This is a genomic window from Frigoribacterium sp. SL97 (genome assembly GCF_026625765.1).
In the GTDB taxonomy this organism is placed as follows: domain Bacteria; phylum Actinomycetota; class Actinomycetes; order Actinomycetales; family Microbacteriaceae; genus Frigoribacterium.
On record NZ_CP113062.1, the window covers coordinates 3,698,561 to 3,712,462 of the forward strand.

The 13,902-nt window shown below is 61.4% G+C and carries 4 protein-coding genes, 1 tRNA gene and 4 rRNA genes; 2 read left to right on the forward strand and 7 right to left on the reverse strand.

The window, feature by feature from the left end; translation table 11 throughout:
• The first annotated feature begins 20 nt into the window (after positions 1–20).
• The gene (gene purL / locus OVA02_RS18030) at positions 21–2,336 is read left to right on the forward strand and encodes a phosphoribosylformylglycinamidine synthase subunit PurL (RefSeq protein ID WP_055978197.1); all 2,316 of its coding nucleotides are present in this window, start codon (positions 21–23) and stop codon (positions 2,334–2,336) included.
• A 107-nt stretch (positions 2,337–2,443) separates the two neighbouring features.
• Positions 2,444–3,550, forward strand: a complete 1,107-nt coding sequence (locus tag OVA02_RS18035; protein ID WP_056049527.1) for an acyltransferase family protein — start codon at positions 2,444–2,446, stop codon at positions 3,548–3,550.
• A 151-nt stretch (positions 3,551–3,701) separates the two neighbouring features.
• Here OVA02_RS18035 and OVA02_RS18040 read toward each other — a convergent pair.
• From OVA02_RS18040 to rrf (OVA02_RS18070), 7 genes are all read right to left on the reverse strand, one after another.
• A tRNA-Gln gene (locus OVA02_RS18040) sits at positions 3,702–3,773 on the reverse strand.
• Positions 3,774–3,827: 54 nt separating this feature from the next.
• On the reverse strand, positions 3,828–4,763 hold the full coding sequence (locus tag OVA02_RS18045) for an NAD(P)/FAD-dependent oxidoreductase (RefSeq protein ID WP_056049530.1): 936 nt from the start codon (positions 4,761–4,763) through the stop codon (positions 3,828–3,830).
• On the reverse strand, positions 4,760–6,250 hold the full coding sequence (gene gltX, locus OVA02_RS18050; protein WP_267658966.1) for a glutamate--tRNA ligase: 1,491 nt from the start codon (positions 6,248–6,250) through the stop codon (positions 4,760–4,762). The genes OVA02_RS18045 and gltX overlap by 4 nt, the downstream gene beginning before the upstream one ends.
• 109 nt (positions 6,251–6,359) lie before the next feature.
• Positions 6,360–6,476 (reverse strand): 5S ribosomal RNA (gene rrf, locus OVA02_RS18055).
• 160 nt (positions 6,477–6,636) lie between these two features.
• Positions 6,637–9,759 (reverse strand): 23S ribosomal RNA (locus OVA02_RS18060).
• A gap of 468 nt (positions 9,760–10,227) precedes the next feature.
• Positions 10,228–11,747: ribosomal RNA gene (locus OVA02_RS18065) — 16S ribosomal RNA — on the reverse strand.
• 1,966 nt (positions 11,748–13,713) lie between these two features.
• Positions 13,714–13,830, reverse strand: a 5S ribosomal RNA gene (gene rrf, locus OVA02_RS18070).
• The 16S, 23S and 5S rRNA genes sit together here, the layout of an rRNA operon.
• Between the last annotated feature and the right edge of the window lie 72 nt (positions 13,831–13,902).

Here is a 13,902-nt window from a genome sequence, read left to right on the forward strand (position 1 = left end):
GCGCCCCGCACGACGCCGAGATGATCGACGTCCGCCCCGAGGGCCACGTGCCCGACACCGTGGCGAACGCCGCGGCGACGCCCGATCGCGAGCAGCCCTACGGCGCCCTCGGCCTGAAGGCCGACGAGTACGCGAAGATCCGCGAGATCCTAGGGCGTCGCCCCACGAGCGGTGAGCTCGCCATGTACTCGGTCATGTGGAGCGAGCACTGCTCCTACAAGTCGAGCAAGATCTACCTCCGGCAGTTCGGCCAGAAGGTCTCGCCCGCCATGAAGAAGAACCTCATGGTCGGCATGGGCGAGAACGCCGGAGTGGTCGACGTGGGGGGCGGCTGGGCCGTCACCTTCAAGGTCGAATCGCACAACCACCCGAGCTACATCGAGCCGTTCCAGGGGGCGGCCACCGGCGTGGGCGGCATCGTCCGCGACATCATCTCGATGGGTGCCCGCCCCGTCGCGGTCATGGACCAGCTGCGCTTCGGCGACATCGACGCGGCGGACACGGCCCGCGTGGTCGACGGCGTCGTCGGTGGCATCAGCTTCTACGCCAACTGCCTCGGCCTGCCCAACATCGGCGGCGAGACCTACTTCGACGCCGTCTACCAGGGCAACCCCCTGGTCAACGCACTGGCCGTGGGCGTCCTGCGCCACGAAGACCTCCACCTGGCCAACGCCCGGGGCGTCGGCAACAAGGTGGTCCTGTTCGGTGCGCGCACCGGCGGTGACGGCATCGGTGGCGCCTCCATCCTCGCCTCCGACACGTTCTCGTCCGGCGGGCCCACCAAGCGTCCTGCCGTCCAGGTCGGCGACCCGTTCGCCGAGAAGGTGCTCATCGAGTGCTGCCTCGAGCTGTTCCGCGACGAACTGGTCGAGGGCATCCAAGACCTCGGGGCAGCCGGCATCAGCTGCGCCACGTCCGAGCTCGCCTCGAACGGCGACGGCGGAATGTTCATCGAACTCGACAACGTCCTGCTGCGCGACCCGTCGCTCACCGCCGAAGAGATCCTGATGAGCGAGAGCCAAGAACGCATGATGGCCGTCGTGCGTCCCGAGAAGCTCGACGCGTTCCTCGCGGTCGTGGCGAAATGGGACGTCGAGACGAGCGTGCTCGGCGAGGTCACCGACACCGGACGTCTCGTCATCAACTGGCACGGCGAAGAGATCGTCAACGTCGAGCCCCGCACGGTCGCCGTCGACGGCCCGGTGTACGAGCGTCCCGTCGCCTACCCCACGTGGATCGACGCCTTGCAGGCCGACAGCGCCTCGTCGCTGCCCCGCCCCACGGGCAACGCCGTCCTGCGCGAGCAGTTCCTCGAACTGCTCGGCTCGCCCAACCTGGCCGACAAGAGCTGGGTCACGAACCAGTACGACACCTACGTGCTGGGCAACACCGCGCTCAGCTTCCCCGACGACGGAGGCATGATCCGCGTCGACGAAGAGACCGGTCTCGGCTTCGCGATCGCGACCGACGCCAACGGGCGCTACTGCCAGCTCGATCCCAAGCAGGGGGCACGCCTGGCGCTGGCCGAGGCGTACCGCAACGTCGCCGTGACCGGTGCCGTGCCCGCCGCCGTGACCGACTGCCTGAACTTCGGCAGCCCGGAGGACCCCGAGGTCATGTGGCAGTTCTCGCAGGCCGTCGAGGGACTGGCCGACGGGTGCCTCGAACTCGAGATCCCGGTCACCGGCGGCAACGTGTCGTTCTACAACCAGACCGGCACGCGTCCGATCCACCCCACTCCCGTGGTGGGCGTCCTCGGCGTGATCGACGACGTCGCCAAGCGCATCCCGTCCGGCTGGCAGGACGAAGGCGACAACATCTACCTACTCGGCACCACGGCGCTCGAGCTCGACGGATCGGCCTGGGCCGGTGTGGTCCACGACCACCTCGGTGGACGCCCGCCGGCGGTCGACCTCGCGGCCGAGGCGCAGCTCGCGCAGCTCCTGCACGCCGGTGGCGACCAGTCGTTGATCGCGGCGGCCCACGACCTGAGCGACGGCGGCCTGGCACAGGCGCTGGCCGAGGCCGTGCTGCGCTTCGGAGTCGGTGCTCGCGTCTGGCTGGGTGAGATCATCGAGCGGGACGGCATCGACGTCGCGACCGCCCTCTTCAGCGAGTCGACCGGTCGCGTGATCGTCTCGGTGCCCCGCGAGGACGACGTCCGCTTCCGCGGCCTCTGCGAGGGCCGTGGCTACCCGGTGGCCCGCATCGGCGTGACCGACGGCGAGTCGGGGTCGCTCGAGGTACAGGACGTCTTCACGGTGTCCATCGACGAGCTGCGCAGCACCCACCGTGGCACGCTGCCGGCCCGCTTCGGAGCCACCATCGGCGACTAGTCACCATCCTGCGACGACTCGAAGGCCCTCACCACAGGTGAGGGCCTTCGAGGTCGTGGGAGGCAGAACCTCAAGGCTGCGCATCGTCTGCATGTAATATGTTTCATATGCAGAACCCGACCCCGTCCCCTGAGGCGTCCTTCCGCGATCGCGAACGCTTCTCGGGCATCCAGGGCCTCCGGTTCGTGGCAGCCCTCCTGGTGGTCGTCACCCACACCGTGTTCTACGCCCACGAACGACTCGACCCCTCGTTCCGCCCGTGGAGCTACGGATCGGTCGGGGTGGACGTCTTCTTCGCGATCAGTGGGTTCGTCATGATGCACACCGTCCGTCGCCTCGAGGGCACGCCGCGGGCCTGGGCCATCTTCGCGCGTCGCCGACTCGATCGCATCGTCCCGCTCTACTGGCTCGCGACGACCCTCAAGGTGCTCACCTTGGTACTCGTCCCTTCGGCCGTGCTGCACGCCACCCTCGAGCCGGCCAACACACTCGGGTCGTACTTCTTCATCCCGACCCGCAACGCCGAAGGCAACATCGAACCCGTCCTCGGCGTCGGCTGGACCCTCGTCTTCGAGTGTGCGTTCTACGCCCTCGTGGCCCTGTGCCTGGCCCTCAGACTCAGAGTCCTGCCCACCGTCGGAGCGGTGCTCGTCACCTGCTCGGCGCTATGGTGGGCCTTCGACGCCGCACGCCCGGCATGGGCGGTCTATTTCGACCCCATCGTCCTGTTCTTCCTCATCGGCATGGTGATCGCCGAGCTGACGCGTCCCGCCCGCCGTGGCTGGTTGTGGGCCGTGCTCGCGGTCTCCCTGGTGGCCCTGGCGGTCGTGCTCGCCACGTCCGTCGGAGACGGGGGCTTCGGGCGCAACGCACCAGCCCGATTCGCGGGCGTCACGGCTGTCGTGGCGGCGACGGTGCTGGCCGAAGGTCCCCTTCGCCGCGTGACGCCGACCTGGGTGCTCACCGGCGGTGCCGCGTCGTACGCGCTCTACCTGTTCCACCCCTTGGTGGCCCCGGCCGTGCCCGAGCTCTTCGCGCGCCTGGGTTGGATCGACGGCTGGCTGTCGGTCGCCGTGTCGGTTCCACTCCTGGTGGCCTTGTCGTTCGTCATCCACCGTCGCGTCGAGCGCCCCATCGCCAGGGTTCTCGCCCGACGAGGACGCGGCCCACGGCGCCCACTCGGCTCCGAGTCAGAAGAGCCCCAACCGGCCTAGCTGCTGGCGCCCGACCGCGCACCGACGACTCGCCCCCGAGGCGCGAAGCGGGGACGATCGCGTTCGGCGAAGCCGAACACGCCGCCGGAGGCGGCGAGACAGGCACGAACAGCAATTCCCCCGGGCCGCAAGGCCAGGGGGAATCAAATTGCTGGGGTACCTGGACTCGAACCAAGAACAACTGAACCAGAATCAGTCGTGTTGCCAATTACACCATACCCCAATGATGACAACCGTCAGGTCTACATCACTGTCGGCCCATCATCTGGACCGACGTCTACTGTACAGCATCTGCCAGGTGTTCGAGGCCACCGATGAGGTCCCGGTTGATCACGGCAGCGACGCGGGCGCCGTCGCCGGCGGCAACGATGAGTTGCTGGGGACCGGGTGCGGTGCTCTCGCCGGCGGCGTACAGCCCGGGAACCGACGTGCGACCATGGCCGTCCACGACGAGCAGTCCGTCGCCGTCCAGGTCGGCCCCCGTCGCCGAGACGTAGTCGAGCGCGGCCGACCACTCCGGGCGGACGAAACCACCGGCCCGAGGCACGACCGTGCCGTCCTCGAGCACGACCCCACGCATGCCGTCACGATCGCCGTCGATGCTCGTGACGCGACGACGGTCCACGGTGATCCCCCGGGCTGCCAACGCAGCCTCGTCCTCCGAGGTCACCACGTCCGAACCGTGCGTGAAGACGATGAGGTCATCGGTCCACTGCGAGAGCAACAGGGCGCGGTCGACGAGGTCGGGGTGCTCACCGATCAGGGCGAGTGGCTGGTCACGCTTGTCGTACCCGTCGCACTCGATGCAACTGTGGACGTACGTGCCGTAGAACGCTCGGAGTTGGGCGATCTCAGGCAGGGTCTCGCTCAGCCCCGTCGTCACCAGGACGATCCCTGCCAGCGCGGACGACTCCTGCCCACGGAACGCGCACGAGATCTCGAACCCGCCGTCGACCGGGACGACGTTCGTCGCCAGGGTCTGCCGGTGTTCGGCCCCCTCGTACCCCAGGAACTCGTCGCGTCCGAGCTTGCGGAGCTCGAGCGGCGAGATGCCGTCGCGGGTGAGGTACCCGTGCGAGAGCAGCGTGGCGGAGTTCCGCGGCCGGTTGCTGTCGATCAGCACGACGCGTCGGCGGGCGCGGACGAGGTTGAGCGCAGCGCTCAACCCTGCGGGGCCGCCCCCGATGACAGCGACGTCGTAGCGCTCGATCATGAGCGGTCGGCGAGAGCCGCGAGTCGGGCAAGGGTCGACTCGCGGCCGAGGATCTCCATCGACTCGAACAACGGCGGACTCACGCGACGCCCGGACAGCGCCACCCGCAACGGGCCGTAGGCCACGCGGGGCTTGAGGCCGAGTCCGTCGACGAGCGCCTCCTTGAGGACCGCCTGGATCGACTCGTGCGTCCAGTCAGCCAGGCCCTCGAGGGCAGCCGAGGAGGCGCGCAGCACCTCGGTGGACCGCTCGCCCAGTGAGGCCAGCGCGTCGTCCTCGTGGACCAGGTCTTCGTCGGCGACGAACAAGAAGCCGAGCATGCCACGAGCCTCGGACAGGAGGGTCATGCGTTCTTGGACGAGGGGCGCCGCCTGCACGAGCACGGCACGCTCGGCCTCCGTCGGCGGAACGCTGACGACCCCGTCGAGGTAGGGCAGCAGTCGCTCGGTGAAGTCCCCGACGGACAGCAGTCGGATGTGGTCGCCGTTGATCGACTCGGCCTTCTTCACGTCGAATCGCGCGGGGTTCGGGTTCACGTCGACGACGTCGAACGCCGCGACCATCTCGTCGATCGAGAACACGTCCCGATCGTGAGTCAAGGACCACCCCAGGAGCGCCAGGTAGTTGACGAGGCCCTCGGGGATGAAGCCGCGGTCTCGGTGATGGAACAGGTTGGACTCGGGATCGCGCTTCGAGAGCTTCTTGTTGCCGTCGCCCATGACATAGGGCAGATGGCCGAACCGAGGGACGAACGTGGTGATGCCGAGCTCGACCAGCGCCTCGTAGAGGGCGATCTGGCGGGGAGTGGACGAGAGGAGGTCCTCACCGCGCAGGACGTGGGTGATGCCCATCAGAGCATCGTCCAGCGGGTTCACGAAAGTGTAGAGAGGCACACCGTTCGGTCGGACGACGACGAAGTCGCTGAACGATCCCGCCGGGAACGTGATCGCACCGCGGACGAGGTCGTCGAAGCTGAGGTCGCGGTCGGGCACTCGCAACCGGAGTGCCGGCTGACGCCCCTCGGCTCGGAACGCCGCACGTTGTGGGTCGCTCAGCTCACGCTCGAAGTTGTCGTAACCCTGCTTGGGGTCTCGACCGTTGGCGATGTTGCGAGCCTCGATCTCCTCACCCGTGGCGAAACTCTCGTAGAGAAGCCCCCGCTCGAGCAGCTGATCGATGACCCCGCGATAGATGTCGTGGCGCTGAGACTGACGGTAGGGGCCATGAGGCGCACCCGCGTCCACGCCCTCGTCCCAATCGATCTTGAGCCAGCGCAGGCCGTCGAGGATCTGCTCGTAGCTCTCTTCGCTGTCTCGGGCCGCATCGGTGTCTTCGATGCGGAAAACGAGCTTGCCACCCGTGTGTCGGGCGTAGGCCCAGTTGAAGAGGGCGGTGCGGATGAGGCCGACATGCGGCGTTCCGGTGGGCGAGGGGCAGAACCGCACGCGCACGTCGGTGCCGGTGGCGGTGGAGAAGGGAGCTGACATCGCTGACGATCTTACCGGGGTTGGTGGGTGGGTCAGCGTTAAACGCAGAAAGGCCCCTTCCGAGGAAGGGGCCTTTCTGGTGTTTCGTGTGCTGTTCGCACTAAAAGGAGTCCGGCGGTGTCCTACTCTCCCACAAGGTCCCCCTTGCAGTACCATCGGCGCTGAGAGTCTTAGCTTCCGGGTTCGGAATGTGACCGGGCGTTTCCCTCTCGCTATGGCCGCCGAAACATTTACCACACACCATCACTGGTGGTGAAGTCTGTTTCAGACCATGCACCCCATCCGTTACAGATGTGGCGACTTGTCTGTTGAGTTGTTCCCGACCGTATTTCGGGAACCACATAGTGGACGCAAGCAGCTTTCCCCCACCTCTACAGGGAGGGAGTGTTGTCAAGTTATCGGCTTATTAGTACCGGTCAGCTCCATGGGTCGTTAGTCCCCACTTCCACATCCGGCCTATCAACCCAGTAGTCTAGCTGGGAGCCTCTCACCCCTAAGGGTATGGAAATCTCATCTCGAAGCCGGCTTCCCGCTTAGATGCTTTCAGCGGTTATCCGTTCCGAACGTAGCTAATCAGCGGTGCCCTTGGCAGAACAACTGACACACCAGAGGTTCGTCCATCCCGGTCCTCTCGTACTAGGGATAGATCTTCTCAAATTTCCTACGCGCGCAGCGGATAGGGACCGAACTGTCTCACGACGTTCTAAACCCAGCTCGCGTACCGCTTTAATGGGCGAACAGCCCAACCCTTGGGACCTACTCCAGCCCCAGGATGCGACGAGCCGACATCGAGGTGCCAAACCATGCCGTCGATATGGACTCTTGGGCAAGATCAGCCTGTTATCCCCGAGGTACCTTTTATCCGTTGAGCGACAGCGCTTCCACAAGCCACTGCCGGATCACTAGTCCCGACTTTCGTCCCTGCTCGACTTGTCAGTCTCACAGTCAAGCTCCCTTGTGCACTTACACTCGACACCTGATTGCCAACCAGGTTGAGGGAACCTTTGGGCGCCTCCGTTACTTTTTGGGAGGCAACCGCCCCAGTTAAACTACCCACCAGGCACTGTCCCAGAACCGGATCACGGTTCGTAGTTAGATATCCAAAGTGACCAGAGTGGTATTTCAACAATGACTCCACCTGAACTAGCATCCAAGCTTCACAGTCTCCCACCTATCCTACACAAGCCACTCCGAACACCAATACCAAGCTGTAGTAAAGGTCACGGGGTCTTTCCGTCCTGCTGCGCGTAACGAGCATCTTTACTCGTAGTGCAATTTCGCCGAGTTCGCGGTTGAGACAGCTGGGAAGTCGTTACGCCATTCGTGCAGGTCGGAACTTACCCGACAAGGAATTTCGCTACCTTAGGATGGTTATAGTTACCACCGCCGTTTACTGGGGCTTAAATTCTGAGCTTCGCTTGCGCTAACCCTTCCTCTTAACCTTCCAGCACCGGGCAGGCGTCAGTCCGTATACATCGTCTTGCGACTTGGCACGGACCTGTGTTTTTAGTAAACAGTCGCTTCCCACTGGTCTCTGCGGCCTTTCCCGCTCCGGGAGTAAATCCCATCACGGTTCCGGCCCCCCTTCTCCCGAAGTTACGGGGGCATTTTGCCGAGTTCCTTAACCACGATTCTCTCGATCTCCTTGGTATTCTCTACCTGACCACCTGAGTCGGTTTGGGGTACGGGCGGCTTGAACCTCACGTCGATGCTTTTCTCGGCAGCATAGGATCACTGATTTCCCCCAATCGGGGTACGCATCGGATCTCAGGCGCATTGACGACGGATTTGCCTATCGTCAGCCCTACATCCTTACACCAGGTTCACCTTACGGATACCATCGCCTGGCTCAGCTACCTTCCTGCGTCACACCTGTTAATACGTTAACCGCACCAGCATGGGGTCGAGCGTTAGACCGGCCGGCATCACCCCGAAGGGATCCACTCAGCCGGGTTAGGACTCTTAGCACCACTGGATTAGCTTGGGCGGTTCTTCGCCGGTACGGGAATATCAACCCGTTGTCCATCGACTACGCCTGTCGGCCTCGCCTTAGGTCCCGACTTACCCAGGGCGGATTAACCTGGCCCTGGAACCCTTGGTCTTTCGGAGGACGGGTTTCTCACCCGTCTTTCGCTACTCATGCCTGCATTCTCACTCGTGTGGCCTCCACGGCTGGTTTACACCGCCGCTTCACTGGCCACACGACGCTCTCCTACCACTCCGTACGACTGAACCACGAAGGCTTGTCTATAATACGAAATCTACAACTTCGGTGGTGTGCTTGAGCCCCGTTACATTGTCGGCGCGGAATCACTTGACCAGTGAGCTATTACGCACTCTTTCAAGGGTGGCTGCTTCTAAGCCAACCTCCTGGTTGTCTATGCAACTCCACATCCTTTCCCACTTAGCACACGCTTAGGGACCTTAGTTGGTAGTCTGGGTTGTTTCCCTCTCGACGATGAAGCTTATCCCCCACCGTCTCACTGCTGCGCTCTCACTTACCGGCATTCGGAGTTTGGCTGACGTCAGTAAGCTTTTGGGCCCCATCGGCCATCCAGTAGCTCTACCTCCGGCAAGAAACACGCAACGCTGCACCTAAATGCATTTCGGAGAGAACCAGCTATCACGAAGTTTGATTGGCCTTTCACCCCTATCCACAGCTCATCCCCTCAGTTTTCAACCTAAGTGGGTTCGGTCCTCCACGACGTCTTACCGTCGCTTCAACCTGGCCATGGATAGATCACTTCGCTTCGGGTCTAGGACATGCGACTGGATCGCCCTATTAAGACTCGCTTTCGCTACGGCTACCCCACACGGGTTAACCTCGCCACATATCGCTAACTCGCAGGCTCATTCTTCAAAAGGCACGCTGTCACCCCTACAAGGAGGCTCCAACGGTTTGTAAGCAAACGGTTTCAGGTACTATTTCACTCCCCTCCCGGGGTACTTTTCACCTTTCCCTCACGGTACTTGTCCGCTATCGGTCATCTGGGAGTATTTAGGCTTATCAGGTGGTCCTGACAGATTCACACGGGATTTCTCGGGCCCCGAGCTACTTGGGATCCCCATTCAGCCAGCGCCAGCATTTCGGCTACGGGGTTCGCACCCTCTATGACCAGCCATTCAAAGCTGTTCGCCTATACTGCGCTGTAACTGTTCCTGTCCGGCAGAACAGGACAACGGGTCCCACAACCCCGACCATGCAACGACCGCCGTCTATCACACATGACCGGTTTAGCCTCTTCCGATTTCGCTCGCCACTACTGACGGAATCACTGTTGTTTTCTCTTCCTGTGGGTACTGAGATGTTTCACTTCCCCACGTTCCCTCTACCCGCCCTATATATTCAGGCGGGAGTCACCAGACATAACGCCTGGCGGGGTTTCCCCATTCGGAAATCCTCGGATCAGGGCTCGATTATCAGCTCCCCGAGGCTTATCGCAGATTTCTACGTCCTTCTTCGGCTCCAGATGCCAAGGCATCCACCGTTTGCTCTTAGAAACTTGACCACAAAGTTGCTGCCAGCCAAAGACTGACAGCTCAGTGTTATCTCATTCGCCAACCACACCCAAAGGGCGGATTGGTCTAAGAAATTGCACTTAGTATCACAAACAACAACCAACCCGAAGGCCGGCCCTGCTTGCGACTAAGATGCTCGCGTCCACTGTGTAGTTCTCAAAATACGGGCGGCACCATGATCACCCTGCGATTGATGCAGGACTTTCATGGCCCAGAGGAAAAACCCCCACACTCAAAGCATGGGTGCTTGGTCCCTCAGGACCCAACAGCGTGCACGCCCCCCACCTCGAACACCCTCACCTTCCAGACACCCGAAGGTGCCGTACTAGCGCTGATGCTCTCCGCGAAGAGCCATTGTCAATGTTCCACCCATGAGCGCCGGCCGAAGACATTCGCTTCGAAACCGACTTGACTCGTTGACCCCCGTGTATACCGCGGGGCGAGTACATGCTCCTTAGAAAGGAGGTGATCCAGCCGCACCTTCCGGTACGGCTACCTTGTTACGACTTAGTCCTAATCACCGATCCCACCTTCGACAGCTCCATCCACAAGGGTTAGGCCACTGGCTTCGGGTGTTACCGACTTTCATGACTTGACGGGCGGTGTGTACAAGGCCCGGGAACGTATTCACCGCAGCGTTGCTGATCTGCGATTACTAGCGACTCCGACTTCATGAGGTCGAGTTGCAGACCTCAATCCGAACTGAGACCGGCTTTTTGGGATTCGCTCCACCTTACGGTATCGCAGCCCTTTGTACCGGCCATTGTAGCATGCGTGAAGCCCAAGACATAAGGGGCATGATGATTTGACGTCATCCCCACCTTCCTCCGAGTTGACCCCGGCAGTCTCCTATGAGTTCCCACCATAACGTGCTGGCAACATAGAACGAGGGTTGCGCTCGTTGCGGGACTTAACCCAACATCTCACGACACGAGCTGACGACAACCATGCACCACCTGTATACCGACCTTGCGGGGCGACCATCTCTGGACGTTTCCGGTATATGTCAAGCCTTGGTAAGGTTCTTCGCGTTGCATCGAATTAATCCGCATGCTCCGCCGCTTGTGCGGGCCCCCGTCAATTCCTTTGAGTTTTAGCCTTGCGGCCGTACTCCCCAGGCGGGGAACTTAATGCGTTAGCTGCGACACGGAGACCGTGGAATGGCCCCCACATCTAGTTCCCAACGTTTACGGCATGGACTACCAGGGTATCTAATCCTGTTCGCTCCCCATGCTTTCGCTCCTCAGCGTCAGTTACGGCCCAGAGATCTGCCTTCGCCATCGGTGTTCCTCCTGATATCTGCGCATTCCACCGCTACACCAGGAATTCCAATCTCCCCTACCGCACTCTAGTCTGCCCGTACCCACTGCAGGCTGGGGGTTGAGCCCCCAGATTTCACAGCAGACGCGACAAACCGCCTACGAGCTCTTTACGCCCAATAATTCCGGACAACGCTTGCACCCTACGTATTACCGCGGCTGCTGGCACGTAGTTAGCCGGTGCTTTTTCTGCAGGTACCGTCACTTTCGCTTCTTCCCTACTAAAAGAGGTTTACAACCCGAAGGCCGTCATCCCTCACGCGGCGTTGCTGCATCAGGCTTTCGCCCATTGTGCAATATTCCCCACTGCTGCCTCCCGTAGGAGTCTGGGCCGTGTCTCAGTCCCAGTGTGGCCGGTCACCCTCTCAGGCCGGCTACCCGTCGTCGCCTTGGTGAGCCATTACCTCACCAACTAGCTGATAGGCCGCGAGTCCATCCTTGACCAAAATTCTTTCCAACTCCTAGCCATGCGGCTGAAGCTCGTATCCGGTATTAGACGCCATTTCTAGCGCTTATCCCAGAGTCAAGGGCAGGTTACTCACGTGTTACTCACCCGTTCGCCACTAATCCCTGGAGCAAGCTCCAGTTCATCGTTCGACTTGCATGTGTTAAGCACGCCGCCAGCGTTCGTCCTGAGCCAGGATCAAACTCTCCGTAAAAGAAAAAACAGCACAACCGGAATAGGCCATGACTGCTGAATTTGATGCTGACTAAAGAACAAAACAATCTGACGATTGTTGTTGTCCATCAATCTCAAAGAAACCTAAACACCACTCACAACCCCACCAAAGATGAAGCCACAAGCAATGCCAGGGTATAATTTGGCATTTGACAATGTGCACGCTGTTGAGTTCTCAAAGACCAAACGCACCAGGGACCCAGCCTTGGAAGACCTTTGCCCTGAGCAGTTCTGTAACCTTATGCACTGACCGACGATGCCGAGACCGTGCCGACGTCCCTTGCGGAACGAGCCGTAACTCTACATCATCTCGATCAGTGTTCGCAACTCACTTGGTCCGAGGCTGTGAAGCAACTCGAGGACTTGGAAGTTGGTCCCACTTGAGGGCCGGGCAAGCTTCGCTCCGCCCGCACCTTTGGGGTGACAAGTGATTACTTTACACAGGGACGGGGCCCCACCCCCAAATGTTCATGCATCCCGGGCGTGTCGCAGCCCGCGCCTCTCACATCCAGTCCCGTTCTACTCAGGGGAACCCCCGCGGTGACGCGCTGCTTAGGCAAGGCGAACGCTTGACGGGTTCGCCCGAGCAGCCCAGGGGAACTTGGACACCGATCGGGATCGGCGTCCGAGGGTGGGTTATTTCCTTGGATCGTCCTGACACTTGGATCATCCCCGGCGATCAACGGAATGATGGACGAACCGGGCGCCGGCATGGCCGGCGGAGTTCCTCCGCCAGTGGCAACGGCGACTCACCTGCCTGCTGCCCCCTGTCGATCCATGAGTCTCGTGGCCACGAACACACGTCGTGGCCATGAGCAACATGTGAGGCGTCTGCCGGGTGCCTCTCGGCGAAGCGCTGAAGAAGGACAAGGCAGACGAAGGCCGTGCTCGTCAGCTCACACCTCAGCAGTCGCGTCGTGGACTCCTGGAAAGCTAGGGACTTACAGACCTACAGACCTACAGACCTACAGACCTACAGACCTACAGACCTACAGATCTACAGACCTACAGACCTACAGACCTACAGACCTACAGACCTACAGACCTACAGACCTACAGACCTACAGACCTACAGACCTACAGACCTACAGACCTACAGACCTACAGACCTACAGACCTACAGACCTACAGACCTACAGACCTACAGACCTACAGACCTACAGACCTACAGACCTACAGACCTACAGACCTACAGACCTACAGACCTACAGACCTACAGACCTACAGACCTACAGACCTACAGACCTACAGACCTACAGACCTACAGACCTACAGACCTACAGACCTACAGACCTACAGACCTACAGACCTACAGACCTACAGACCTACAGACCTACAGACCTACAGACCTACAGACCTACAGACCTACAGACCTGGAGTCCTGGAGTCCTGGAGTCCTGGAGTCCTGGAGTCCTGGAGTCCTGGAGTCCTGGAGTCAATGCTTACTCGAGATCCGCTTTCGACAGAGAGAAATGAACTCTGCTCGGCCGAGAACTACTCGAGCTCGAACGACGACCCAGGTGGCGCGACGCCGGCGCCTGTGGAACACGACCGCGGGCTCGAGCAGCACGGAGCCGCTTGCTGGAAGTCGATGGTCGTCCAGACGGATGCTCATGCCGAGCGCCTGACGACTGCACCCGGGTCGAAGTCGCGAGCGTACAGCCCTCAGGATCACGTGCCTTGAGCTCTCTCCGACGCCAACACCATGGGGTCGCCCCTTCCACGACTGCCCGCTGCAGGCCACCCCGGTCGCAGCTCGACCGGTGGCAGCCGGCGGTGCGGAGGGGCTCACGCGGTGAATCATCGCCCTCGATAAATTGTCGTTGGACGCCGCACCGCCGATCGCCGTGGCCGGGGTTGGTGGGTGGGTCAGCGTTAAACGCAGAAAGGCCCCTTCCGAGGAAGGGGCCTTTCTGGTGTTTCGTGTGCTGTTCGCACTAAAAGGAGTCCGGCGGTGTCCTACTCTCCCACAAGGTCCCCCTTGCAGTACCATCGGCGCTGAGAGTCTTAGCTTCCGGGTTCGGAATGTGACCGGGCGTTTCCCTCTCGCTATGGCCGCCGAAACATTTACCACACACCATCACTGGTGGTGAAGTCTGTTTCAGACCATGCACCCCATCCGTTACAGATGTGGC